Annotated in this window: 26 protein-coding genes; 16 read left to right on the forward strand and 10 right to left on the reverse strand. The window is 70.4% G+C overall.

The genetic code is table 11. From position 1 onward, the window contains the following. Positions 1 to 25: 25 nt before the first annotated feature. From B4V06_RS14175 to B4V06_RS14190, 4 genes are all read left to right on the forward strand, one after another. Positions 26 to 1,378, forward strand: coding sequence for a ribonuclease J (locus B4V06_RS14175; protein ID WP_123112640.1), 1,353 nt, complete (start codon positions 26 to 28; stop codon positions 1,376 to 1,378). Beyond that, the gene (gene idsA3, locus B4V06_RS14180; RefSeq protein ID WP_498170309.1) at positions 1,375 to 2,421 is read left to right on the forward strand and encodes a geranylfarnesyl diphosphate synthase; all 1,047 of its coding nucleotides are present in this window, start codon (positions 1,375 to 1,377) and stop codon (positions 2,419 to 2,421) included. The genes B4V06_RS14175 and idsA3 overlap by 4 nt, the downstream gene beginning before the upstream one ends. A gap of 94 nt (positions 2,422 to 2,515) precedes the next feature. After that, positions 2,516 to 3,442, forward strand: coding sequence for a DMT family transporter (locus B4V06_RS14185; protein ID WP_498170311.1), 927 nt, complete (start codon positions 2,516 to 2,518; stop codon positions 3,440 to 3,442). A 145-nt stretch (positions 3,443 to 3,587) separates the two neighbouring features. Next, positions 3,588 to 3,767 (forward strand): DUF7987 family protein, encoded by a 180-nt coding sequence (locus tag B4V06_RS14190; RefSeq protein WP_148041743.1) that lies wholly within the window; start codon positions 3,588 to 3,590, stop codon positions 3,765 to 3,767. A 24-nt stretch (positions 3,768 to 3,791) separates the two neighbouring features. Here the strand turns inward: B4V06_RS14190 and B4V06_RS14195 are convergent, their stop codons facing one another. Then, the gene (locus B4V06_RS14195) at positions 3,792 to 4,583 is read right to left on the reverse strand and encodes a hypothetical protein (RefSeq protein WP_498170313.1); all 792 of its coding nucleotides are present in this window, start codon (positions 4,581 to 4,583) and stop codon (positions 3,792 to 3,794) included. 169 nt (positions 4,584 to 4,752) lie between these two features. Beyond that, complete coding sequence (gene bcp, locus B4V06_RS14200) at positions 4,753 to 5,220, reverse strand: thioredoxin-dependent thiol peroxidase (RefSeq protein WP_123112645.1); 468 nt, start codon at positions 5,218 to 5,220, stop codon at positions 4,753 to 4,755. Between the two features lie 132 nt (positions 5,221 to 5,352). Between bcp and map the strand changes: the two genes are divergently transcribed. Further along, positions 5,353 to 6,261: a type II methionyl aminopeptidase gene (gene map, locus B4V06_RS14205; protein ID WP_123112646.1), complete on the forward strand. Its 909-nt coding sequence runs from the start codon at positions 5,353 to 5,355 to the stop codon at positions 6,259 to 6,261. Continuing rightward, positions 6,261 to 6,812 carry an HIT family protein gene (locus B4V06_RS14210; RefSeq protein WP_498170315.1) on the forward strand — a complete coding sequence of 184 codons (552 nt, stop codon included), beginning with the start codon at positions 6,261 to 6,263 and terminating at the stop codon, positions 6,810 to 6,812. Before map ends, B4V06_RS14210 begins: the two co-directional genes overlap by 1 nt. Before the next feature lie 522 nt (positions 6,813 to 7,334). On the opposite strand, the gene B4V06_RS14215 is transcribed toward B4V06_RS14210, so the two are convergent. From B4V06_RS14215 to B4V06_RS14225, 3 genes are read right to left on the reverse strand one after another with little or no spacing between them, the layout of a single operon-like run. Continuing rightward, positions 7,335 to 8,099, reverse strand: a complete 765-nt coding sequence (locus B4V06_RS14215; protein ID WP_498170317.1) for an amino acid ABC transporter ATP-binding protein — start codon at positions 8,097 to 8,099, stop codon at positions 7,335 to 7,337. Next, positions 8,099 to 8,857, reverse strand: a complete 759-nt coding sequence (locus B4V06_RS14220) for an ABC transporter permease (RefSeq protein ID WP_498170319.1) — start codon at positions 8,855 to 8,857, stop codon at positions 8,099 to 8,101. Before B4V06_RS14220 ends, B4V06_RS14215 begins: the two co-directional genes overlap by 1 nt. Beyond that, positions 8,854 to 9,783, reverse strand: coding sequence for an ABC transporter substrate-binding protein (locus B4V06_RS14225; protein ID WP_123112649.1), 930 nt, complete (start codon positions 9,781 to 9,783; stop codon positions 8,854 to 8,856). Before B4V06_RS14225 ends, B4V06_RS14220 begins: the two co-directional genes overlap by 4 nt. 240 nt (positions 9,784 to 10,023) lie before the next feature. On the opposite strand from B4V06_RS14225, the gene B4V06_RS14230 reads away from it, so the two are divergent. From B4V06_RS14230 to B4V06_RS14240, 3 genes are all read left to right on the forward strand, one after another. Then, positions 10,024 to 10,818 (forward strand): TOBE domain-containing protein, encoded by a 795-nt coding sequence (locus B4V06_RS14230; protein WP_498170320.1) that lies wholly within the window; start codon positions 10,024 to 10,026, stop codon positions 10,816 to 10,818. Positions 10,819 to 10,896: 78 nt separating this feature from the next. Then, positions 10,897 to 11,595 (forward strand): SDR family oxidoreductase, encoded by a 699-nt coding sequence (locus tag B4V06_RS14235; RefSeq protein WP_498170321.1) that lies wholly within the window; start codon positions 10,897 to 10,899, stop codon positions 11,593 to 11,595. A gap of 75 nt (positions 11,596 to 11,670) precedes the next feature. After that, on the forward strand, positions 11,671 to 11,796 hold the full coding sequence (locus B4V06_RS14240; RefSeq protein WP_255212496.1) for a hypothetical protein: 126 nt from the start codon (positions 11,671 to 11,673) through the stop codon (positions 11,794 to 11,796). A 19-nt stretch (positions 11,797 to 11,815) separates the two neighbouring features. On the opposite strand, the gene infB is transcribed toward B4V06_RS14240, so the two are convergent. Beyond that, positions 11,816 to 13,609 (reverse strand): translation initiation factor IF-2, encoded by a 1,794-nt coding sequence (gene infB, locus B4V06_RS14245; protein WP_498170322.1) that lies wholly within the window; start codon positions 13,607 to 13,609, stop codon positions 11,816 to 11,818. Positions 13,610 to 13,803: 194 nt separating this feature from the next. Here infB and B4V06_RS14250 point away from each other — a divergent pair, with 194 nt between their 5' ends. The 3 genes from B4V06_RS14250 (at position 13,804) to B4V06_RS14260 (ending at position 15,687) form a co-directional block, all read left to right on the forward strand. Then, complete coding sequence (locus B4V06_RS14250) at positions 13,804 to 14,049, forward strand: PRC-barrel domain-containing protein (protein WP_123112653.1); 246 nt, start codon at positions 13,804 to 13,806, stop codon at positions 14,047 to 14,049. Next, positions 14,049 to 14,507, forward strand: a complete 459-nt coding sequence (locus B4V06_RS14255; protein WP_498170323.1) for an NOB1 family endonuclease — start codon at positions 14,049 to 14,051, stop codon at positions 14,505 to 14,507. The genes B4V06_RS14250 and B4V06_RS14255 overlap by 1 nt, the downstream gene beginning before the upstream one ends. A 79-nt stretch (positions 14,508 to 14,586) precedes the next feature. Further along, positions 14,587 to 15,687, forward strand: coding sequence for a DUF2891 domain-containing protein (locus B4V06_RS14260; protein ID WP_123112655.1), 1,101 nt, complete (start codon positions 14,587 to 14,589; stop codon positions 15,685 to 15,687). Here the strand turns inward: B4V06_RS14260 and uppS are convergent. Then, positions 15,684 to 16,655, reverse strand: coding sequence for a polyprenyl diphosphate synthase (uppS, locus tag B4V06_RS14265; protein ID WP_123112656.1), 972 nt, complete (start codon positions 16,653 to 16,655; stop codon positions 15,684 to 15,686). The genes B4V06_RS14260 and uppS overlap by 4 nt on opposite strands. A 64-nt stretch (positions 16,656 to 16,719) precedes the next feature. Between uppS and lwrS the strand changes: the two genes are divergently transcribed. Both lwrS and B4V06_RS14275 read left to right on the forward strand, forming a co-directional pair. Next, positions 16,720 to 17,088, forward strand: coding sequence for an LWR-salt protein (gene lwrS, locus B4V06_RS14270; RefSeq protein ID WP_498170325.1), 369 nt, complete (start codon positions 16,720 to 16,722; stop codon positions 17,086 to 17,088). A gap of 103 nt (positions 17,089 to 17,191) precedes the next feature. Continuing rightward, positions 17,192 to 17,845 carry an HAD family hydrolase gene (locus B4V06_RS14275; RefSeq protein ID WP_498170326.1) on the forward strand — a complete coding sequence of 218 codons (654 nt, stop codon included), beginning with the start codon at positions 17,192 to 17,194 and terminating at the stop codon, positions 17,843 to 17,845. Positions 17,846 to 17,869: 24 nt separating this feature from the next. Here B4V06_RS14275 and B4V06_RS14280 read toward each other — a convergent pair whose 3' ends face one another. Beyond that, complete coding sequence (locus B4V06_RS14280) at positions 17,870 to 17,998, reverse strand: hypothetical protein (RefSeq protein ID WP_255212495.1); 129 nt, start codon at positions 17,996 to 17,998, stop codon at positions 17,870 to 17,872. 229 nt (positions 17,999 to 18,227) lie between these two features. On the opposite strand from B4V06_RS14280, the gene B4V06_RS14285 reads away from it, so the two are divergent. Further along, positions 18,228 to 18,575 (forward strand): helix-turn-helix transcriptional regulator, encoded by a 348-nt coding sequence (locus B4V06_RS14285; RefSeq protein WP_498170328.1) that lies wholly within the window; start codon positions 18,228 to 18,230, stop codon positions 18,573 to 18,575. Between the two features lie 25 nt (positions 18,576 to 18,600). Beyond that, entirely contained in the window at positions 18,601 to 19,092 is a 492-nt protein-coding gene (locus B4V06_RS14290) for a CopG family ribbon-helix-helix protein (RefSeq protein WP_123112660.1), read from the forward strand. Between the two features lie 24 nt (positions 19,093 to 19,116). Here the strand turns inward: B4V06_RS14290 and B4V06_RS14295 are convergent, their stop codons facing one another. Together B4V06_RS14295 and B4V06_RS14300 are read right to left on the reverse strand one after the other, a co-directional pair. Further along, positions 19,117 to 20,085, reverse strand: coding sequence for a hypothetical protein (locus tag B4V06_RS14295; protein WP_498170329.1), 969 nt, complete (start codon positions 20,083 to 20,085; stop codon positions 19,117 to 19,119). Positions 20,086 to 20,088: 3 nt separating this feature from the next. Further along, on the reverse strand, positions 20,089 to 22,365 hold the full coding sequence (locus B4V06_RS14300; RefSeq protein WP_498170331.1) for an AAA family ATPase: 2,277 nt from the start codon (positions 22,363 to 22,365) through the stop codon (positions 20,089 to 20,091). Positions 22,366 to 22,625 lie beyond the last annotated feature (260 nt).

Consider the following 22,625-nt stretch of genomic DNA (forward strand, 5'->3'; position numbering starts at 1 on the left):
TGCAGGCGTTCGATATACACAAACCATGGAAATCGAAATTGCGACACTCGGCGGTTACGAAGAGGTCGGTCGACAGATGACGGCGGTGCGGGCGGGCGACGACATCGTCATCTTCGACATGGGCCTGAACCTCAGTAAGGTCCTCATCCACGACAACGTGGAGACCGAGAGCATGCACAGCCTCGACCTGATCGACATGGGCGCGATCCCGGACGACCGCGTCATGAGCGAGCTGGAGGGCGACGTCCAGGCGATCGTCCCCACCCACGGCCACCTCGACCACATCGCGGCGATCCCGAAGCTCGCCCACCGGTACGACGCCCCGATCGTCGCGGCGCCGTACACGATCGAGCTGGTCAAACAGCAGATCGCGGACGAGGGGAAGTTCCAGGTCGACAACGACCTCGTGAAGATGGAGGCCGGCGGCACGATGGCCATCGGCGACTCCGAGCAGGTCGAGATGGAGTTCGTCAACGTCACCCACTCGATCATCGACGCGATCAACCCGGTCCTCCACACGCCCGAGGGCGCCATCGTCTACGGCCTCGACAAGCGGCTGGACCACACGCCCGTCATCGGCGACCCGATCGACATGGACCGGTTCCGCGAGATCGGCCGCCAGGACGAGGGCGTCCTCGCGTACATCGAGGACTGCACGAACGCCGGCCGCAAGGGCCGGACTCCCTCCGAGTCGTACGCGAAGAAGCACGTCGAGGACACGCTGACCTCGATGGAGGACTACTCGGGCGGCATCGTCGCCACGACGTTCTCCTCCCACATCGCCCGCGTGAAGACCCTCGTCGAGTACGCCCGCGAGATCGGCCGCCAGCCGGTCCTGCTCGGGCGCTCGATGGAGAAGTACTCCGGCACGGCCGAGCGGCTCGACTTCGTCGACTTCCAGGGCGACGTCGGCATGTACGGCCACCGCAAGTCCGTCGACCGCGCGTTCAAGCGGATCATGAAGGAGGGGAAGGGGAACTTCCTCCCGATCGTGACGGGCCACCAGGGCGAGCCGCGCGCGATGCTCACCCGGATGGGCCGCGGCGAGACGCCGTACGAAATCGACGACGGCGACAAGATCGTCTTCAGCGCCAGCGTCATCCCGGAGCCGACCAACGAGGGGCAGCGCTACCAGTCCGAGCAGCTCCTCCGGATGCAGGGCGCCCGGATCTACGACGACATCCACGTCTCCGGTCACCTCCGCGAGGAGGGCCACTACGAGATGCTCGACGCGCTCCAGCCGCAGCACGTCATCCCCGGCCACCAGACGCTGGAGGGCCGTTCGCCGTACGTGAACCTCGCGACGTCGCAGGGGTACAAGCTCGGTCGTGACGTCCACGTCACGCAGAACGGCGGCGTCATCCAGCTGGTCGAATGACGAACGAGACGAAGGAGGCGCGGGTGCTCGACGCCATCCGCGAGCGGCGTGACCTGGTCAACGCCGCTATCGACGAGGAGTTGCCGGTACAGCACCCGGAGCGCCTCTACGAGGCGACGCGCTACATCCTCGAAGCGGGCGGGAAGCGGCTCAGGCCGACGGTGGCGACGCTCGCCGCCGAGGCCGTCACGGGCACCGAGCCCATGGGCGCCGACTTCCGCGAGTTCTCGGCGCTCGACGGGACCGAGGTGGACGTGATGCGCGCGGCGGTCGCCATCGAGGTGATCCAGTCGTTCACCCTGATCCACGACGACATCATGGACGAGGACGAGCTCCGGCGCGGCGTCCCCGCCGTCCACGAGCAGTACGACACCTCGACGGCGATCCTCGCCGGCGACACCCTCTACTCGAAGGCGTTCGAGTTCATGACGGAGACGGGCGCGGCTCCACAGAACGGGCTGGAGGCGATGCGTATGCTCGCGTCCACCTGCACGGAGATCTGCGAGGGGCAGGCGCTCGACGTCGCCTTCGAGTCCCGCGACGACATCCTCCCGGAGGAGTACTTAGAGATGGTCGAGCTGAAGACCGCGGTCCTGTACGGGGCGTCGGCGGCGACGCCGGCGGTCCTGCTCGGCGCCGACGACGATATCGTCGACGCGCTGTACCAGTACGGGATCGACTCCGGGCGGGCGTTCCAGATCCAGGACGACGTGCTCGACCTGACGGTCCCCTCCGAGGAGCTCGGGAAGCAGCGCGGCTCCGACCTCGTCGAGGGGAAGGAGACGCTGATCACCCTCCACGCGCGGCAGGAGGGCGTCGACGTCGACGGGCTCGTCGACGTCGACGCCCCGGCCGAGGTGACGGAGTCGGCCATCGAGGAGGCGGTGGCCGCCTTGGAGGAGGCCGGCTCGATCGCGTACGCCCGCGAGACGGCCGAGGACCTCACCGAGCGGTCGAAAGAACACCTCGAACTGCTCCCGGAGAGCGGCTCCCGGAGCCTCCTCGAGGACCTCGCGGACTACCTGATCGTCCGCGGCTACTGAGCGGACCGGCGGACGCGAGGTCTGCGGGGACCTCGATCCGGCGGCGCCGTCCGCAACGGACACCGCTTTATTCCCGGTCGCCGTTCTCCCGTTCGTGTCCCGGTACCGAGACGTCGTCCTGTTCTTCACGCTCGCCCTGCTGTGGGGCGGCTCCTTCGTCGCCATCGAGGTCGGCTTGGATTACTACCCGCCCGTGCTGTACGCCGCCTACCGGTTCGACGTGGCGGCGCTGGTGTTGGTCTCGTACGTCCTCCTCACCGAATCGAGTCCGCTCCCGACCACGCGGGGAGATCTGGCCGCGATCGGCTTCAGCGGCGGGCTCTCCGTCGCCGCCAACAACTCGCTTTTGTTCGTCGGCCAGCAGTACACGACCAGCGGCATCGCCTCGATCACCTACAGCCTCGTACCGATCGCGACGGCTGCGGTCGCGGCCGCCTGGATCGGCGGGTCCGACCTCGACGCGCGCGGCACCCTCGGCGTGGTGCTCGCGTTCGTCGGCGTCGGGCTCGTCGCCCAGCCGGACCCCGCGAACCTCGCCGGCGGCGTCACCATCGGCGTGGGACTCATCTCGATCGGCGTGCTCGCGGTCGCGGTCGGCAGCGTCGGGCTCCGCACCGTGGAGACGAGCTTCTCCAGCATCGCGCTCACGGGGTGGGCGATGCTGTTCGGCGCCCTGTTGATCCACGGGCTGAGCGCCGGGCTGGGCGAGACGCAACAGCTCCCGGTCGCGGAGCTGCCGGCGGTCGGGTCGCTTTTGTTCCTCGGTGTGCTCTCCTCGGCGGTCGCGTACACCATCTACTTCACCCTGCTCGACCGGCTGGGCGCGTTCGAGATCAACCTCGTCTCCTACGTCGTCCCGGTGGTCGCGACCGTCGCCGGTGCGGTGCTCCTCGCCGAGCCGGTGACGCCGCTGACCGTCGCCGGCTTCGCCGTCATCGTCGTCGGCTTCGCGCTGCTGAAGCGGCACGCGATCGCCGACGAGGTGCCGAGACTCCTCTCGCGGGTCGGCGGATTATTTTAGCCCGTGCCGAACGTCCGGCCGTCAGGTTCGTTCCGGTTTGAAACAGCCGTTCGCCGACGGTCGGGAGTTGATCGGTCGCTTCCGGTCCTTCGACCGCCACTTCGTTTCAAAAAATCATACTACGGCTGCGACGACGCCTCAGACCATGGCCTCTCGGAAGAACGAGGTGGTGTTCGCGTGCGCTATTCTGGGGGTCGTTCTAGCCGTGCTCGTCGCTGACGGATTCGACGCGCCACCGCTCGTGTCGACGAGCGTCCTCGTGTTAGTCGCGGCAGTGCTCCCGATGGTCATCAACAACTATCAAGAGAGCGAGGAAAACGGCTGAAGGCCCGCACGGTCCCGGAAGAGGCTACGAGCCGCTGTCCGTGGAGTTCGCCGCCAACTCTCGGGCCGTGTCCACCCACTCGTGCTCCGGGAACGGGGCCGGCTCCACGCTGTACGCGTAGCGATACGGTCCCCCCTCTGCGTCCCGCGTGAGATCGTACCCGTAGACGAGGCCGTCCTCGACGCCGAGTCGGAGCGTTCCGGTCGCTGGCGGCGCTCGGGAGTCCGGACGTGTCCCGGTCGCCTGATACGTGATGACCGGGACGCCGTGATGAGTCGTCGTGTTGACCGCCTCCCACGTGTACGAGTCGAGTAGCGTCGTATGCCGACCGATGTTCGTGGGAGCGATCTGTCCGTACCGCGGGTCATACCGATAGTACGCGTCGGTCGTGTCGTCGTAGACGAACTGGGGATCCGAATCGAACTGCTCGCGTTGGTGCTCGGGGACGCTCTCCGCGGGCTGGAGGAACGCGTACTCCGTCCCGTTGCGATACACCGTGGCGTCGTGCCAGCGGTCGGCGATGATTTCTCCCGTCGAGGAGTTGATGTAGTACTCGCCCTCCACGAGTCGACGCTCGGGAGGTGCCGTATAGCGAATCGCGTACGAATCCCAGTGGTTCCGTGGCGTGTGCGTGAGGTTGGCGTCGCCGGTACCGAGAGCCGAGAAGTTGATCTGGTCCGCGTCCGCTCCGGGCGGGTACGTCTGATCGGCCCCAAGGGGTCCGGCTGGTGCGGACCACGCCGTGGCGACGGCGAAGGAAGCGACGACTACGGCGGCGACGATCAGCAGGCCAACGGCGAGATCGCGGCGGTCCATGTCGGGTTACACTCTCGCTGTCGTGTTATACGTACGTGACACTCAAACCGGCCTTTGTGTTACGGGGAGACATTTCGTGTTCGACGGTGACAGACGCGTTCCCGTCATCTCGCGGGAGGGCGTTGGGGTGCCGTGAGCGATTCGACGGAAAGTAACGTGGGACGCCGGCTCAGCCGTCCAACGCGGCGATGTCGTCGACGATCTCGACCGCGTGGTCCTCGGGGGAGACGCCCTCGTACGCGAGGACGACGGTGCCGTCGTCGTCGATCACGTACGTGTTCCGGAACACGCCGTCGAAGGTGTTGCCGAACAGCTGCTTCTCGCCGTAGGAGTCGTACGCGCTCGCGACCTCGCCGTCGGGGTCGGAGAGCAGCGTGAACGGGAGGTCGTACTTCTCGGCGAACGGCGCGAGGTCCTCGGCCGGGTCGTCGCTGACCCCGACGACGGCGACGTCGGCCTCCTCGAAGGCGTCCCACTCGTCGCGGAAGCCACACGCCTCGGCGGTACAGCCCGGCGTGTCGGCTCGGGGGTAGAAGTAGACCACCGTGTACCGCGCGTCGGCGGGGTCGACGGTGACCGTGTCGCCGTGCTGGTCGGAGAGCGCGATCGGGGGTGCGGCATCGCCCGGTTCGAGCATAGTTCCCGTCGATTCGGCGGCGCCTTAGTGGGTTCGGTCCGGTCGGTTCGCCGCGGCCCGCCCCCCGCCCCGGACCCGCGCCGTCGCCGGCCCTCCGCAACCTCTTTGCGGTCGCTGGCCGAACCGACGGGCATGAGCCACGGATCCCTGGACGACGACGCGGTCGAGAGCTACCGGGAGGCCGGCGCGGTGTTGGTCGAGGCGACGAACGAGGCCCGCGAGATGGTCGAGCCGGGGCGGACCCACCTGGAGGTCGCGGAGTGGACGGAGGACTTCATCCGCGAGCAGGGGGCCGGGCTCGCGTTCCCCGTCAACATCAGCGTCGACCCGGAGGCGTCGCACGCGACCCCGGGCCGCGACGACGACACCGAGTTCGGCGAGGAGATGGTGTGTCTCGACGTCGGGGTCCACGTCGACGGCTACATCGCCGACGCGGCCGTGACGATCGACCACACGGGCACTCCGGAGCTCGTCGAGGCCGCCGAGATGGCGCTTGAGGCCGCGGTCGACGAGGCCGGCCCGGGCGTCGAGGTCGGCGTCGTCGGGGAAGCGATCGAGGACGTGATCCGCGGGTACGGCTACACGCCCGTCCTGAACCTCTCCGGCCACGGCGTCGAGCGCTACGACGCCCACACCGGCCCGACGGTCCCGAACCGGGGCGTCGAGCGGTCCGTCGAGCTGGAGCCGGGGCAGGCGGTCGCCATCGAGCCGTTCGCCACCGACGGCCGCGGGAAGGTCGGCGAGGGGACCGACGAGGAGATCTTCGAGCGCCAGGGCTCCGGGAGCGTGCGCGATCGCCGAGCCCGGCAGGCCCTCGAGGAGATCGAGGCGTTCGACGACCTCCCGTTCGCGGCGCGGTGGCTCGACGGCGACCGCGTCGGGATGGCGCTGCGCCGGCTGAAGCAGGCGAACGCGGTGAAGGGGTACCCCGTGCTGAAGGAGGCCGACGACGCCCTCGTGAGCCAGGCGGAGCACACCCTCCTGATCACCGAGGACGGCGTCGAGGTGACGACCGCGGGGATCCACGCGTTCGACGACTGATGGACCGGATCTACGCCCCGTGGCGGATCGAGTGGGTCGAGCGCGAGTCGGACCCGATCGACGGCTGCCCGTTCTGCGTCCTGCCCGAGCGCGAGGACGACCGCGAGTCCCGGATCGTCGCCCGCAGCGAGCGCAACTACGTCCTGTTGAACAACGCGCCGTACAACCCGGGCCACGCGATGGTGATTCCGTACGAGCACCGCGAGGACCCGACCGGCCTCGACGACGCGACCCTCCTCGACCACGCGAAGCTGAAGGCGGCGACGCTGGCGGCGATGCGCCGCGACGTCGACCCCGACGGGGTGAACACGGGCCAGAACCTCGGCGGGACCGCCGCCGGCGGCTCGGTCGACCACCTCCACACCCACGTCGTCCCGCGGTGGGACGGCGACACGAACTTCATGCCCGTGACGGGCGAGACGAAGGTGATCGTGGAGGCGGTCGACCGCACCTACGAGCACCTCCACGCCGGCTTCGCCGCCGGCGACGACGTGGTCGATCCGGGCGACGCCGAGGCCGGCGAGGCGGTCGAGCTCGACTTCGACGCCTGAACGATAGGCCGCTGAAGTCCCGGTTCCAGAGCCATTTTCGCTCGAAACGGCTTGCCGCTGAGAGATACCCCTGATCGATACCGGGAGTGGGTATCGCAGATTGGCGGTTGCGATTCGGTATTTAAATAACCCTGAGCGACGGCGACGATCGCTTATAAATGACAGGCGGTGGCGCGCCCCGGTGAGCGGCCCGGAGGGCCGCGAACCGCCGGTGCGAGGGAGTCGCTGGCGGCGATAGCCGCCAGCGACGAGGCTGGGGAGGTGCGAGGTGCGGTGCTGTGCGGTGCGGGGAGGACTCAAAGGGGCAGTCGCTGCGGACGGCGCAGGCGACGTAAGCACCGCAACGAGGGAGCGAAGCGACCGAGTGAGGCGCGCAGCGAGCGTGCGCCGTCCGCAGCGACTGGGGCTTTGGAGGTCTTCACCGCAACGCTGCCGTTCGCTTATAAATAGCCGCCAGCAACATCATCCGAGCGCTTATAAACAACTGCTCCACCGTCTTGCTATACCCACTCCCGATGTGTATCAGTACACCAGCTCGCCCGAGATGAACTTCCGGGTGCGCTCGTCCGACGGGTCGTCGAAGACCCGCTCCGTCGGGCCGACCTCGGTGATGCCGTCGTCGAGCAGCACCGCGACCCGGTCCGCGACGCGCTCGGCCTGGTGCATGTCGTGCGTCGCCACGACGACGCCGATCCCGCGCTCGCGGGCCTTCGCCATCGCGTCCTCGATGACGGCGGTGTTCCGGGGGTCGAGGTCCGAGGTAGGCTCATCCAAGAGGAGGACGTCGGGGTCGTACGCCAGCGCCCGGGCGAACGACACGCGCTGCGCCTCGCCCCCAGAGAGCGAATCCGCCCGCTGGGTCGCCTTCTCGGAGAGCCCCACCACGTCGAGCGCGTCGACGACGGCGTCGACGGGCTCGTGCAGCCCGAGGAGCGAGCGGAGTTGGGCCTGGACCCGGTCCGCCCACGGCCGGCGGATCTGCAGCCCGTACTCGACGTTGCGCGCGACGGGCGCGTCGAAGAGGCTCGCCTCCTGGAACACCATCCCGACCCGCCGTCGCAGAGCGAGCCGATCGGGTTCCGCGGCGGTCCACACGTCGGTGCCGTCGAGCGCGACGGCGCCCTCGTCGGGTTCGAGCGAGAGCGCGAGCGTCCGGAGCAGCGTCGTCTTGCCGACGCCCGAGGGACCGATCACCGCGACGACCTCGCCCTCGTCGACGGCGAGCGAGAGGTCGCGGAACACCGACTCGTTCCCGTACGAGTGAGAGACGTTACGGAGCCGGAGCATCAGCGGCGCACCCCCTGGTCGCCGAGCCGAATCACGACGGCGTTGACCGTGAGGACGAGCGTGACGAGGACGGCGCCGAGGATCATCGCGGTGCCGTACTGTCCCTGTCTGGCCTCCAGTTGGATCGCGGTCGTCAGCGTCCGCGTCTTCGAGATCCCGTCCGCGCCCGTGATGTTGCCGCCGACGATGAGCACTGAGCCGACCTCACTGATGGCGCGGCCGAATCCGGCGAGGATCGCGGTCGCGATGCCGTACCGCGCCTCCTTGAGGACGACGAGCGCCACGTCGACGCGCGTGCCGCCGAGCACGCGGGCGGCGTCCCGGACGCCCTCGTCCACGCCGGAGACGGCCGCGAGGCTGATCGCGGTGATCGGCGGCGTCGCGAGCACGAACTGCGACATGATCATCGCCTCCTTCGTGAAGACGAGCTCGAGGGCACCGAGCGGTCCCTGGTTGGAGACGGCGAACAGCACGAGGAGCCCGACGACGACGCTGGGAAAGCCCATCCCGGTGTTGATGACCGCCTTCGCGAACCCCTTGCCCGGGAATTCGGTGAACCCCATCGCGACGGCGACCGGAATAGAGAACAGCGTGCTCAGCGCCACCGCCGTGAGGCTCACGTACAGGGAGACGTAGATGATGCTCCAGACGTACCCGTCCCTGAACGGGAGGTCGAGGAGGGCCGGAAGGTCAGCGGTAACCGGACTCCCGAGAACGGTCGGCAGCAGCGGTGCGACTGATTCGAGCGGCACGCTCACCCGTCGGTGGAGTTCCCACTCCAACCTTCCGGAACGTACTGCTGGAAGTCGGGGTTCTCGGAGACCGCCTCGGGGAAGAACAGCTGCTCGCCGTTCATCTGGTAGTCGGCGATCGCGTTCTGGGCCCCGGGGCTGGTGATCCAGCCGATGTACGCCATCGCGAGGTCGTAGTTGGCGTTGTCGTGCACGCCGGGGTTGACGGCCATGATTCCGTAGGGATTCGCGAGGATCTCCGGGCCGTCCTCGATGGGGCCCTGCACGAGGATCGTCAGGTCGATCTCCGAGCGCTGCGAGATGAACGTGCCCCGGTCCGCGAGCGTGTACGCGCCCTGCTGGTTGGCGATGTTCAGCGCCTCGCCCATCCCGGTGCCGGTCTCCTGGTACCAGTCGCCGCCGGGCTCGGTCCCCGCGGCCTCCCAGAGGTTCAGCTCCTTGGTGTGGGTCCCGGAGTTGTCCCCGCGGGAGACGAACTGCGCCTGCGCCTCGGCGATGGCGGTGAGCGCCTCGGTGGCCGAGGACGTCCCCTGTATCCCGGCCGGGTCGCTCTCGGGTCCGACGATCACGAAGTCGTTGAACATCAGGTCCCGGCGGTTGATCCCGTACCCGTTCCGCATGAATTCGTCCTCGAGCCCGCGGGCGTGGACCATCACCACGTCGGAGTCGCCGTTCCGGGCCGACTCGAGGGCCGCGCCCGTCCCCTGCGCGACCGCGTCGACGGTGACCCCGTACATCTCCTCGAAGTCGCCGTGGATCGCGTCGAGCAGCCCCGTGTCGTAGGTGCTCGTCGTGGTCGTGAGCGTCAGCGTCTCGCCGGCCACGCCGGCGCCGCCGTCCGACTCCGCCTGACTCCCGCCGGCGCAGCCGGCGGTACTCGCGACAGCCCCTGCACCGAGCGCGGCGACGAACCGTCTTCGATGTATCGGCATAGATACACCGATGGACCGATACCCGATATAGCTTCTGGCTCGCGAGCAACCGCAATAGGTTACCCGCTCAGGCGCGGGAGGGCCGGGGCGAGCGATCGAGGCCGAGACGGTGGCCGATCGCGTCCCGTGTGCGGCCGGGATCGAGCGGATGAACGACCGAAAACGGTTACGTCGACGTCGCGGACGGCGGTTCCGGCCGAGAGGGAAAGCGCCAACACCCCGCGGCCCGACGCCTCCCGTATGGACGAGGGCGGCGACGAGAGCGTCGGAGGACGGGAGAGCGCCGGGGCGGACGCCGCCGGCGCGGGGCGCGGCCGCGCGGCGCTCCTCGAGGGCGACGTCGAGTTCGACGGGCGCGACGCCGCGCTCCTCCGGGCGGTCCACGACGCGGGCTCGGTCGCGGGCGCGACCGCCGAGCTGGGTCGCTCCCGGGCCCGCGCCCTCTCGCGGATAGAGACCTTGGAGGACGCGTTCGGTCGGCTCGTCGAGCGACGGCGCGGCGGTTCGGGCGGCGGCGGCAGCCGGCTCGCCGACGCCGGGCACGCGCTCCTCGACCGCTACGACCGGCTGCAGGCCGTGTTGACCGCGACCGCGAGCGTGCCCGAGACGGTGCTCGACGGGACGGTCGCGCGCGTCGACGGCGAGCTGGCCGACGTCGACACGGCGGTCGGGACGGTCAGAGGGCTCCACGGCGGGCCGAGCGGCGCGGACGACCCCCGCGACGAGGTGGCGGTCGGCGACGCCGTGCAGGTGCGGATCGGCGCCGACGCGGTGACGATTTATAAGGGAGACGTCGGGGTCGACCCCGACGCGACGAGCGCCCGGAACCGCCTGCGCGGCGCGGTGGTCGGGATCGACGCGGGCGAGACCGTCTCGACGGTGCGCGTCGCGGTCGAGGACGTCACTTTCCGGGTGTTGATCACGGCCGAGAGCGCGGACCGGTTGGCCCTGAACGCCGGCGACGAGGTGGCGATCCGCTGGAAGGCGACCGCGACGCGGCTGGTTGGGCACACGGCGGGAGCCGCCCGCGAGTAGCGGACGCCCCCGTCGTGCCGCTGACGGGCCGACCGCCTCGACCCCGACGCTCTTTGCGTTCGACGCCGAAACCCGGACGTGACCACGCACGACGTCGACGCGGTCCTCGTCGCGGGCGCGACGGGCGGAACCGGCCGCGAGGTGCTGCGGCGAGCCGGCTCGCGAGTGGAGACCGTTCGCGCGCTCACTCGGTCGCCGGGGGCCACCGCCGACCTCCGGGCGGCGGGCGCGGACGAGGTCGCGGTAGACGACCTCCTCGACCCGTCGAACCTTGTCGCGGCCGTCGAGGGGATCGACGCCGTCATAAGCGCCGTCGGGACCGCTCCGTCGGCGGTGCGAGACGGGCCGCCGTTCGTCGACGGCGCCGGCAACCGGGCGCTGCTGAACGCGGCGGTCGACGCCGGCGTCGACGCGTTCGTGATGGAGTCGGCGATCGGCGTCGGTCCCGAGCCGGCGAGCCCGCTCGCGTCGGCCTTCGACGCGTTCATCGGCCCGCTCCAGAAGGCCAAGGGGGAGGCGGAGGCGGCGATCCGCGACGCGCCGATCCGCCACACGGTCCTCCGTCCGGGGGTCCTGACGAACGGTCGCCGGACGGGGCTCGTCTCGACGGCCGAACCGGGCGAGAAGCTGTGGGGCACCGTCTCGCGGGCCGACGTGGCGTGGCTCATGACCGCGGCGCCGACGACCGAGGGCGCCGCGAACCGGACGTTCGAAGTCGTCTCAACGCCGCGGTTCCCCGACCGCGGCGTCGACGTGAACTGGACGCTGCCGCGGTGAGCGCGCTCCTCGGGGACGCGCTCGGCGCACCACGGCGGTAACGATTATTACCCAGTATCCGTGTTATCGTAACGCATGACACACGACGTGCCCGGCGACGAGACCGAGGGGCGCCGGTGGTGTGAGAACTGCCGGATCGCGGTCGAGCCGGTCGCGGGCGATTTCGGTCCGGAGTGCCCGAACTGCGGCAGGGTGTTCTGAGGGTCGACGGGGCTTCGACTCACTTCCCCCAGAAGGGGTCGCGCTTCCGCTTGGTGTCGAGATACGCCGAGAGCGCCTCGCGCTCGTCGGCCGTGATCTCCTCTTTCAACTCCTGTTCGAGGATCTTCGCGTGCTTCTCGGGGACCTCGGTCCAGAGGGTATCGCCCTCCTCGATGCCGCGGCCGACCGTGGGCCCGTCGATGGCGATGCTCACGCGCTCGCCGGCGCGCGCCTCGTCGACGTCGTCGCCCTGCTTCTGAATCCCGGAGAGCTGGCCGACGCGCTCGAACTCGTTGCCCTCGAACAGCCCGACGTTGCGGTTGTTCTGGACCGTGCCGGAGATGACCTCGACGCCGACGACGGCGGGGTCGTTCTGTCGGAACGTGTGGTCCGGGAGGATGCGGAAGCGCGCGGGGCGGACGACCTTGTCCAGCACCGTCTCCTGCTGGGCGCGCTGCTTCTCCTCGACGTACGTCTCGTAGTCCTCGATCAGCTGGTAGATGACGTCGTTGGTGAACAGCTTCACGTCGGCGCTCTCCAGCTCCGACTCCGCGTTCGCCAGCAGGTCGACGTTGAAGCCGAGGATGGCCTTGTGCTCGTCCTGGTTCGCGGTCTCGGCCACGGCGATGTCGCGCGGCGCGATGTCGCCGACCTCGGCGCGCAGGATGGGCACCTCCGCCTCGCGGAGCGCGTTCGCCATCGCCTCCAGCGACCCGAGCGTGTCCGCCTTGACGACGACGCCGTTCTCGGCGGTCTCGACCTCGATCTCCGCGAGCTCGGCTTTCACGTCCTCGACGACCTCCGCCTCCGAGCGGTCGCGGACGACTCGGACCGGCGCGCCGGCCATCGCCCGGTCGAGGTCCGGCGCGGCGATCTTCACCCCGGCAGCGGCGCCGACCTCCGCCACCTTCTCGAACTGCTTCTCGGTGCGGATCTCCTCGAGCGGACGCGGCTGCAACAGCGCCCGGATCTCGGTGACGATCGGCTCGTCCTGCCCGCCGACGACGACCTGATCGCCGTTGCGCACCACGCCGTCGTACACCACCGTGTCGATGGTGGCGCCGAAGCCCCGCTCGTCTTTTACCTCGAGGACCGTCCCCTCGCCGGGGCCCTGCACGTCGATCTCCATCTCCTCTTTCATGAACCGCTGGGAGAGCCCCATCAGGACGGTGAGGAGGTCGGGGACGCCCTCGCCCGTGAGCGCCGACAGCGGGACGACGCCGATGTTCTTCTGGAAGTCCTGCACGCGCCAGTAGAGGTCGGCCGAGAAGCCGGCGTCCGACAGCTGCCCGATGATCTCGTAGAGGTTCTCGTTGAGCATCGACTCGGCGCGCTCCGACTGCGCCTCCAGGCTCTTCTGGATCGGCTGGCCCTCCTGCGGGTTCCACCCCGGCGTCGTGTCGACCTTGTTGGCGGCGACGACGAAGGGGGTGCCGGTGCGTCGGAGGATGTCGATCGCCTCCTCGGTCTGGGGCTGGAACCCGTCGTTGACGTCGACGACGAGCACCGCGATGTCGGCGAGCGCGCCGCCGCGGGCGCGCAGCGTCGAGAAGGAGTGGTGGCCCGGCGTGTCGATGAACAGGAGGCCGGGTAAATCGAAGTCGGTCGGGTCGATGAGCTCGCCCGCCATCCCGGAGATGGTGTCGAGCGGGATGTCCGTCGCCCCGATGTGTTGGGTGATCGCGCCGGCCTCGCCCTCGCTGACGGCGGAGCCGCGGATCTTGTCGAGCAGGCTCGTCTTGCCGTGGTCGACGTGACCCAGCACGGCGACGATCGGCGTCCGAAGGGTGTCCGCGTTTGTGTGGTCGGTCATAGGTGATCGCCCCGAGAAAGTCGGTTGTCGTGTCTTCCGCCCGGACGTCAGTTAAGCCTTTCAAAATGCGTTCGGCCGCGAGGGCCCGGATCAGCGGTCGTCGCCCGTCCGTCGTCGGGCTCGGCGGGGTCGGCGTCGGTCGCCCGTCGGACGCCCCCGTGGCGTTTAAGACCGTTGCCCCGGACGATGCGCACATGGTAGACATCCTCGCGGAGAACCTCTCCGGGAAGGCGGTGATGAGCTCGGACGGCACGGAGCTCGGCGACCTGTACAACATCACGATGGACCTGAAGTCGGGCGAGCTGAACGACCTGCTCGTGAGCCCGCACGAGCACCTCAGCCCCGAGCGATCCGGCTTCGACGTCGACGAGATGGGCCGGCTCAAGGTGCCGGTCGGGAACGTGCAGGCGGTGAAAGACTACATCGTCGTCGCCCGCTGATGGAAGTCCTCGACACCTCGGCGTTCATCCACGAGTACACCACCGACGACGACGTCGTCTCGGTGCCCGAAGTGCACGAGGAGCTCACCGGCGAGGGGGCGCTCCGCTTCGACGCGATGGAGGGATCCGGGATGACGATCCACGTCCCGGCCCCGGAGGTCATCGACAACGTCCGGCGCGCGGCCCGCGGGTCCGGCGACGACGCGGAGCTGTCCGACACCGACACGCGGCTGATCGCGACCGCGCTCGAGCTGAGCGCGACGCTCGTGACCGACGACTACGCGATGCAGAACGTCGCCGAGCGGCTCGATCTGGACGTCGAGCCCATCGCGCGGGACGGGATCTCGGAGGAGCGCGAGTGGCGCTTCCAGTGCGTCGGCTGCAACCGCACGTTCGACGAGAACAAGGAGCGGTGCCCGATCTGCGGCAGCGACCTGACGCGGAAGAACCCGGCGTGAGCGGCCCGGAGTGAGCGGGCCGTGCCAGTGCCCCTCACGCGACCGACCGATTGAACAGGCGCCCCGCTGACTCACGGCCATGGACGCCTTCGAGAACGTCTCGCCGGACGCGCTCCGGGCCGGGCGGGCGGACGCGATAGACGACGCGGTCGCGACGGCGCTCGCCGCGCACCCCCTCGACGGGATCGAGACCGAGTACCCGCACTACCAGGGGACGGTGGAGGGGGCCGACGCGCCGTCGCGGCCGTCGGAGAAGCATCCGGTCTTCTACGGCTGTTTCGACTGGCACTCGGCGGTTCACAGCCACTGGGCGCTCGTGCGCGCGCTGCGGCTCGTCCCGGACCACCCGGACGAGGCCGCAATCGCGGAGCGCGTCGACGAGCGGCTGACCCCGGAGAACGTCGCGAGCGAAGTAGAGTACCTCGACGAAAACCCCGGCTTCGAGGAGCCGTACGGCTGGTCGTGGCTGCTGCGGCTCGCCGCAGAGCTTCGCCTGTGGGACGACCCGCGCGCCGACGCGTGGAGCGAGGCGCTCCGTCCCCTCGAGGAGCGGGTCCGACGGGGGACCCGCGAGTCGGTCCTCGACGTCGACCGCCCCCACCGGGTCGGCACCCACGGCAACACCGCCTTCGCGCTCGCGGGGGTCCTCGACTACGCGCGGGTCGTCGACGACGACGACCTCGAAGCGGAGACCGTGACGACGGCCCGCCGGCTCTACGCGGACGACACCGCTGCCGTCGTCGGCGCGGAGCCTCTCGGCTGGGACTTCCTCTCGCCCGCGCTGGCCGAGGCGGACCTCATGCGCCGCGTCCTCGACCCCGGCGCGTTCGCGGCGTGGCTCGACGGGTTCCTCCCCGACCTCGCCGCGCCGCCGCACGACGCGCTGCTGGAGCCCGTCGACGTCGAGCCGGACGACGCCGACGGCGCCGCGATGCACCTGATCGGGCTCAACGTCTCCCGCGCGTGGTGTCTCGCGGGGCTGGCCGACGCGCTGGCGGAGCGGGACGGGGCGGCGGCGGCCCGGCTCCGCGAGCCGCTCGACGCCGCGGCGCGCCGCCACGCCGAGGCGGGGGCCGCGGACGTGCTCACCGACGACTACGCGGGCTCGCACTGGCTCTCCTCGTTCGCGCTGTATCTGCTGACGCGGGCCGAGGGCGGAATCGCGCCGGGCGGCGGTTAGTTCGCGCTCTTCGACTCCCGCGGTTCGTCGTCGACCGGTCCGACCGCGTCGCCGTCGCCGATCCCGAGCGCGTCGTCAGAGATATCGCTGCCGTCGAGCCGCGGGACGCGCTCGCGGAGTCGCCCGGCGACGGCCCGGGCCTCGGCGATCTCCACCTCGGCCACCGCCCGGACGAGCGCGGCGGCCCGCTCAGCGCGGGCGCGCTGCCACGACTCCTCGCGGGACTGGTAGGTGCGGATGGCGCGGAGGAACTCCCGCTGCGAGAACTCCGGCCAGTAGGGCGCACAGAAGTAGACGGCGGCCTCGTTACCGTTCGCGTGCCACGGGAGGAAGTTCGAGGTGCGCTCGTCGCCGCCGGTCCGGACGATGAGATCGACGTCGCGGACCGGCCGGTCGTACAGCCGGTCCTCGACGGTCTCGACGTCGACGTCGGCGGGGTCGAGGTCGCCGGCGTCGACGTCGGCGGCGATGGTCCGGGCGGCGTCGAGCAGCTCGGTCCGGCCGCCGTACGCCAAGGCGACGTTCAGCGTGAACCGGTCGTTCTCCGCGGTGCGGCGCTCGGCGTAGTCGACGGCGTCGCGGACGCGGGGCGGGAGCCGCTCGATATCGCCGATCGCCCGGACGCGCACCCCCTGCTCGTGGACGCGGTCGGCGTCGGCGAACTCCCGGAGCTTGCGCTCCAGCAGGTCGAAGAGGGGCGCCAGCTCCTCGTCGGGACGCTCGAAGTTCTCGGTGGAGAAGGCGTACAGCGTCAGCTCCGCGACGCCGAGGTCCGCGCACCAGTCGAGCACGCGCTCCGTGGTGTCGGCGCCGGCGCGGTGGCCGTCGGGGGCGTCGTCCCCGCGCTCGCGGGCGTACCGCCGGTTCCCGTCCTGAATGATCGCGACGTGGGCCGGCACGTCCTCGATCTCGCGGCGGAGGTGGCGGCGGTAGGCGCGCTCGCCGAGGTCGCGGAGGCGGTGCAACATACATCGGGACCGACACGACGGAGGGATATGTACTTTTACCCTCCGCTCCCGCAGATCGCGACCGATGGACGCCGCCTACGTCTTCGCCGTCGCGTTCCGACTCGATCCGGACGGGGCGACGGTCGATCCCGAGCGGTTCGAGACGACGATGGAAGTCCCCGCGAGCGACCCGGGCACCGACGGCTGGCTGTTCTTCCGCGACCGGCTCTGGCGCGGCGAGATCGGCGACGAACCGTCGTTCCGGACCCTCGCGAGCGACCGCCTCGGCGTCGAGGTCGTCGATGTCGAGTTCCGGGAGCTCCGGACCGACCGCGAGTACCTCGACGCGTTGCGCGCGGCGATCGCCGAGGACCTCGGCCGGTTCAACGCCGACTCGGTCGACGGGGCGATGCACAAGTATCTCGGGTCGTCGGTCCACGTGCGAGAGGAGTGAGCCCGTTCGACGGGGCTCACGCGCGACGGGACCCCCTCACGAGCCGAGAATGTCTTATAAAGTTCACAACGCACTTATAAACGGAGGGCCTACTGAAGCGTCCATGGCCGTCGCCGACTACGACTTCCACCTGTTCGACCTCGACGGCACCCTCGTCGACGCGGAGTGGTCGTACACCCGCGCGGTGTTCGACCGCGTCGGCGACCGGCTCGGGCGGCGCTTCTCCGACCGGGAGGCGCGCGTCCTCTGGCACGGGCTGGGCGGTCCCCGCGGGGACACCCTCCGCGAGATCGGCGTCGACCCGGAGGCCTTCTGGCCGGCGTTCCACGCGGTCGAAGACCCCGTCGCCCGCGCGGAGGCGACGTACCTCCACGACGACGCCGCCCGACTGCTCGACCGCGTCGACGACGCCGGGGGACCGACCGGCCTCGTCACCCACTGCCAGCGGTTCCTCGCCGAGCCCGTCCTCGACCGCGTGGCCCTCGACGGGCGGTTCGACGCGGTGATCTGCTGTACCGACGAGACGGGGTGGAAGCCGGACCCCGGGCCGATCGAGCTGGCGATGCGCGAGCTCGGCGTCGACCCGCGGGCGGACCGCGGCTACTACGCCGGCGACGGCGAGAGCGACGTGGGCGCGGCGTGGAACGCCGGACTCGACGCGGTCCACGTCGAGCGGGTCGGCCACGAGGACCGCGGGCGGTGCGTGCTCGGCGACCGGCGCGTCGACCGGCTCGACGAGCTGGTCGACCCGACGTGAGCGACGCCACGGTCGAGCGCCGACTCAGACGCCGGTGTCCCGCCGAATGCGTTCCTTCCCGCACTTCGTGCACGACTCCACGACCTCGTCCGGGTCGATAACCACCGCTCGGCGCTCGTACTGGTGGCGACAGATCAGGCGTTCGAGGGACATCGTCTATCGACAGACCACCGTCGACTGATAAATAACTTCCGTGAATACACACTAGTATGCATAATAGGAAAACGAATTATCAGTATTCTTCTCAAGAGTGAGTATTCGTCTTGTATTTCTCTGTAATACGTTTGAATCATCACTTCCGATCTTTCGCTGTGTCTGACCCCGCGACGGGCCGGCCGTCCGCGACCGAAACGGTCGTGAGTCGGCGCGCGCTAGCCGGCCCATGACGAAGTGGTTCCACAGCGGTCGCCGGCGCGACCTCTGCGCGCTGCTGTACGAGGCCGACGAGCTGCGGGCGCAGTCGCTGAAAAACCGGCTGGAGTCGCACTACGACGAGCGCATCGACCCCGGCTCCTTCTACGCGACGCTCCGGTCGCTGGTCGAGTCGGGGTTCCTCGACCGCCGGACCGAGGGAATCGCCGACGTGTACGCGCTCACCGACGCCGGCGAGCGCGCCCTCCTCGACCACTACGCGTGGCTCTCCGAACGCGTCGGCGCCGCGGCATCGATTGAGGGGGCGGAAGCGACCGGCGCCTCGGCCTCGACCGAGGGCTCGGACCTCAAGGATTAACAACACAGGCGGTGTGGTTTATTATATGACAGTCGTCAGCGTCTCCATGCCGGAGGAGTTACTGGAACGGATCGACGGCTTCGCGGACGAGCACGGCTACACCGGTCGCAGCGAGGTCGTCCGCGAGGCCTCGCGGAACCTCCTCGGCGAGTTCGAGGACGCGAAACTGGAGGACAGAGCGCTGATGGCGGTGGTGACGGTGTTGTTCGATTACGAAACCACGAGCGTCGAGGAGCGGATGATGCGGCTCCGACACGAGCACGAGGGGCTCGTCGCCTCCAACTTCCACAACCACGTCGGCTCCCGCTACTGCATGGAGCTGTTCGTGCTGGAGGGGCGGCTGGCGGACATCTCGGCGTTCGTCGGGAAGGTCCGGGCGACGAAGGACACGCTCACCGTCGACTACAGCGTGATCCCCGTCGACGAGTTCGGCGCCGACACGGTCGCGAAGGCGACGCCCGACAGCGACGGGCGCGCACACGGGGAGGGGTCGGGACGCGGTCACGGCGACGAGTAGCCTGGGGGATTACGCCGCCGCGACTCACCCGTCGAGCACGACGCCGACGAGCGGGACCGCGACGCCGACGACGTAGCCGGCGAGGTGCGCGAACACGTTGCTGCCGAACGGGACGACCACCAGCGACCCGATCACCCCGGCGACGGCGACGCTCGCGCCGGTGACGTACAGCAGCTCTCGTTCCGGGGCCAGGTCGAGCCCGACCACCCGCGGGCTGCCGACGCCGGCGTAGAGCCCGACGGCGGCGAGGGCCGCGCAGAGCGCGAACAGGGACCCGACCGCCGGCAGCGACGGGAAGTAGCCGACGCCGCTCGGCGCGAGGTACGCGAGCGCGAGCGAGCCGAGCGCGGCCACGACCGACCAGCGGGCGTCGACGCCGACCGTCGGTTCGGCGTCCCCGTCGCTCCTGCCCTCGCCGCGCTCTCCATCCGCCCCGGCCTCCGTCGCCAGCGCGGCGAACCAGACGACGACCAGGTAGCCGAGGAGCGCGCTGTTCACGTCCGAGAAGCCGGCGGTCGGCGCGTTCGTCAGCCCGCCGAGCGCGACGATGGTCGCCCACGCCGACGCGAGCGGGACGACGGCGAGGTAGATCGCGGTCGCGCCGAGCAGCCGGTCGCGCCAGCCCGCGACGACCGAGAGGGGGTACGCGACCGCGACGAGCAGCCAGTAGTTGACGAGGTTGTCGAGGAGGTGCGCCGGGGTCGCGTGGACGAAGCTCGACGCGAACGCGGTCCACAGCGCCCACCGGCTCTCGAAGACCCCGCCGGTCGCGAGCGAGAGGTGCCAGGCGTCGGTCCCCGGCGTGAGGCTCACGGCGACGAGCAGCGCCGGGATGGGGACGGCGATCAGGAAGAGGTCCCTCGGCGGGCTCGACCGGACGGCCGCGCGGACGCTGGCGAGGAGGCCGCGGAGGGTGGGCGAGTCGTGGCCGGCGTCCGCGCCACCCCCGCTCGGCGGCCCGTCGCCGTCACGCGGGTCCCCCTCGCCGCCCATCGCTCAGGGGGTCGCCGGCCGCACCGTCTCCAGCGCGGCCGCGAAGTCGTCGCTCGTGATGCCGATCTCGTCGGCGTGGTCGTTCGCGGCCGCGCCGTGCTCGTCGGCGACGCGCTCGATGGCGACGAGGGCGGCCTCCCGGCACAGCGAGGCGATCTCCGCGCCGGAGTACCCCTCCGTCTCGTCGGCGAGGTGGTCCAGGTCCACGCCCTCGACGAGGGGTTTCTCGCGGGTGTGGACGTCGAGGATCTTCCGGCGCGCCTCGCGGTCGGGCTCGGGCACCTCGATGTGCGTCTCCAAGCGACCCGGTCGGAGCAGGGCGGGGTCGAGCGCGTTCCGCCGGTTCGTCGCCGCGAGCACGACGAGGTTCGGGTTGTCGCTGGCGCGGTCCAGCTCCGTCAGGAGCTGAGAGACGACGCGCTCGCCGACGCCCGAGCCGTCCCCGCCCGCGCCGTCGCGGTCGGCCGCGATGGCGTCGATCTCGTCGAAGAAGACGATCGCGGGCGCCGCCTGCCGCGCGCGGTCGAACAGGTCCCGGACCGCCTTCTCCGACTCGCCCACGTAGCGGTCGAGCAGCTCCGGGCCGGCGACCTGAATGAAGTTGACGCCGCTCTCGCCCGCGATCGCCCGCGCGAGCAGCGTCTTCCCGGTTCCCGGCGGACCGTGCAGCAGGACCCCCGTCGGCGGGTCGGCGTCGGCGGCCTCGAACAGCGGGCCGTAGGTCAGCGGCCACGTGACGGCGCGCTCTAACTTCTCTTTGGCCTCCGGCAGCCCCCCGACGTCGGTGAAGTCGGTGGCCGGCTGCTCGGCGACGTACTCCCGCATCGCGCTCGGTTCGACGTTCGCGTGGGCGGCCTCGAAGTCGGCCTTCGAGACGGTCACCTCGTCGAGCGCCCGGCTGTCGGACTCGCGGGCGCGCCGCAGCGCCGTCATCGCCGCCTCCTGCGTGAGCCCCTCGATGTCGGCGCCGACGAAGCCGTGCGTCCGGCTCGCGATCCGGTCGAGGTCGACGTCGTCGGCGAGGGGCATCCGACGCGTGTGGACGTCGAGGATCTGGCGGCGACCCGCCTCGCCGGGGACGCCGATCTCGATCTCGCGGTCGAAGCGCCCGCCGCGCCGGAGTGCGGGGTCGAGGGTGTCGACCCGGTTCGTCGCGCCGATGACGATCACGTCACCGCGGGCGTCGAGCCCGTCCATCAGCGAGAGCAGCTGGCCGACGACCCGGTTCTCTACGTCGCCACCGTCGTCCCGCTTGCCTGCGATCGAGTCGATCTCGTCGAAGAAGACGATCGCCGGGGCGGCCTCGCTCGCCCGATCGAACACGTCGCGCAGGCGCTCCTCCGACTCGCCCTTATATTTCGACATGATCTCCGGGCCGTCGACGGTGATGAACTCGGCGTCCACCTCGTTGGCGACGGCGCGGGCGATCAGCGTCTTCCCGGTGCCCGGCGGGCCGTGGAGCAGGACCCCCTTCGGCGGGTCGACGCCGAGCCGGGTGAACACCTCGGGTTCGGAGAGCGGGAGCTCGATCGTCTCGCGCACCAGCTCCAGCTCCTCGTCGAGCCCGCCGATGTCCTCGTAGGTGGCGCCAGCCGTGTGCTCCTCCGGGGGCGCGGTCCCGTCGCCCTTCGGGCGGGCGTCGGTCCCGGGCGGCGCGGTCGGAGCGGCGCGGTCGCCGGCCGACGCGTCGGGCGTGCCCCGACCGGCGCCGTCCGCGCCCGCGTCGCTCCCCGCGTCGTCGCCCTTGACGCCCTCATCGCCGGCGCCTCCGCCGTCCCCGTACGTCACCGACACGTCGGTCCGGTTCGTCACGCGGACCGTGCCGGTCGGGACCGTCTCGGCGACGACGAACCGGAGCCCGCCGAGCCGCTCGACGTGGACCGCCTCGCCCTCGGTGACGGGGCGGTCGCGGAGGTCGCGGGCGAGCGCGCGCTCGACCACCTCCCGGCTCACGTCGACGTCGGCGAGGCGGGCGGGCGCGGCGAGCGCGACGCGGACGGCGTCCTCGACGGTGACGGGCGCGACGGTGACCGTGTCGCCGACCTTCACGCCGGCGTTCGCGCGGGTGTCGGCGTCGATGAGGACCGAGCCGTCGGTCGCGTCGGCGCCGCCGGGCCACACCTTCGCGACGGCGGCGCGCTCGCCGCGGACCTCGACGGTGTCGCCGCTGAGGAGGCCGAGCCGCTTCCGGGCGGATTCGGGGAGCCTGGCGATCCCCCGGCCCGCGTCCCGCTTCTCGGCGGCACGCACCGTGAGCCGGAGGCCTGCGGTGTCGTTCATACGCCTCGTACTCGCCGATGACCCTTTACCCTTGTCCGGCGCCGTCGGGAGCCGATTCATGAGCGTGGATGTGGTACAAACGGTCGGAGCGATAGCGGCGATTGTTTATAAATAACGGCCGCGGTGGCGCGTGCCGGCGAGCGGCCCCTAGGGCCGCGAGTCGCACGCGCGAGGGAGTCAGTCGCCGGAGCGAAGCGGAGGCGACTGACAGGGCGAGAGCGAAGCTCTCGCTTGCAGCCAGACGTAGTCCGGCGACGAGG

This window comes from Halorubrum sp. B53, from assembly GCF_059752395.1.

Excerpts from the sequence above, each read along its gene's own strand:
- B4V06_RS14175 (WP_123112640.1), top strand. The coding sequence starts at position 26 with ATGGAAATCGAAATTGCGACACTCGGCGGTTACGAAGAGGTCGGTCGA.
- idsA3 (WP_498170309.1), top strand. The coding sequence starts at position 1,375 with ATGACGAACGAGACGAAGGAGGCGCGGGTGCTCGACGCCATCCGCGAG.
- B4V06_RS14190 (WP_148041743.1), top strand. The coding sequence starts at position 3,588 with ATGGCCTCTCGGAAGAACGAGGTGGTGTTCGCGTGCGCTATTCTGGGG.
- B4V06_RS14195 (WP_498170313.1), bottom strand. The coding sequence starts at position 4,583 with ATGGACCGCCGCGATCTCGCCGTTGGCCTGCTGATCGTCGCCGCCGTA.
- bcp (WP_123112645.1), bottom strand. The coding sequence starts at position 5,220 with ATGCTCGAACCGGGCGATGCCGCACCCCCGATCGCGCTCTCCGACCAG.
- map (WP_123112646.1), top strand. The coding sequence starts at position 5,353 with ATGAGCCACGGATCCCTGGACGACGACGCGGTCGAGAGCTACCGGGAG.
- B4V06_RS14210 (WP_498170315.1), top strand. The coding sequence starts at position 6,261 with ATGGACCGGATCTACGCCCCGTGGCGGATCGAGTGGGTCGAGCGCGAG.
- B4V06_RS14215 (WP_498170317.1), bottom strand. The coding sequence starts at position 8,099 with ATGCTCCGGCTCCGTAACGTCTCTCACTCGTACGGGAACGAGTCGGTG.
- B4V06_RS14225 (WP_123112649.1), bottom strand. The coding sequence starts at position 9,783 with ATGCCGATACATCGAAGACGGTTCGTCGCCGCGCTCGGTGCAGGGGCT.
- B4V06_RS14230 (WP_498170320.1), top strand. The coding sequence starts at position 10,024 with ATGGACGAGGGCGGCGACGAGAGCGTCGGAGGACGGGAGAGCGCCGGG.
- B4V06_RS14240 (WP_255212496.1), top strand. The coding sequence starts at position 11,671 with ATGACACACGACGTGCCCGGCGACGAGACCGAGGGGCGCCGGTGGTGT.
- infB (WP_498170322.1), bottom strand. The coding sequence starts at position 13,609 with ATGACCGACCACACAAACGCGGACACCCTTCGGACGCCGATCGTCGCC.
- B4V06_RS14250 (WP_123112653.1), top strand. The coding sequence starts at position 13,804 with ATGGTAGACATCCTCGCGGAGAACCTCTCCGGGAAGGCGGTGATGAGC.
- B4V06_RS14255 (WP_498170323.1), top strand. The coding sequence starts at position 14,049 with ATGGAAGTCCTCGACACCTCGGCGTTCATCCACGAGTACACCACCGAC.
- B4V06_RS14260 (WP_123112655.1), top strand. The coding sequence starts at position 14,587 with ATGGACGCCTTCGAGAACGTCTCGCCGGACGCGCTCCGGGCCGGGCGG.
- uppS (WP_123112656.1), bottom strand. The coding sequence starts at position 16,655 with ATGTTGCACCGCCTCCGCGACCTCGGCGAGCGCGCCTACCGCCGCCAC.
- lwrS (WP_498170325.1), top strand. The coding sequence starts at position 16,720 with ATGGACGCCGCCTACGTCTTCGCCGTCGCGTTCCGACTCGATCCGGAC.
- B4V06_RS14275 (WP_498170326.1), top strand. The coding sequence starts at position 17,192 with ATGGCCGTCGCCGACTACGACTTCCACCTGTTCGACCTCGACGGCACC.
- B4V06_RS14280 (WP_255212495.1), bottom strand. The coding sequence starts at position 17,998 with ATGTCCCTCGAACGCCTGATCTGTCGCCACCAGTACGAGCGCCGAGCG.
- B4V06_RS14285 (WP_498170328.1), top strand. The coding sequence starts at position 18,228 with ATGACGAAGTGGTTCCACAGCGGTCGCCGGCGCGACCTCTGCGCGCTG.
- B4V06_RS14290 (WP_123112660.1), top strand. The coding sequence starts at position 18,601 with ATGACAGTCGTCAGCGTCTCCATGCCGGAGGAGTTACTGGAACGGATC.
- B4V06_RS14295 (WP_498170329.1), bottom strand. The coding sequence starts at position 20,085 with ATGGGCGGCGAGGGGGACCCGCGTGACGGCGACGGGCCGCCGAGCGGG.
- B4V06_RS14300 (WP_498170331.1), bottom strand. The coding sequence starts at position 22,365 with ATGAACGACACCGCAGGCCTCCGGCTCACGGTGCGTGCCGCCGAGAAG.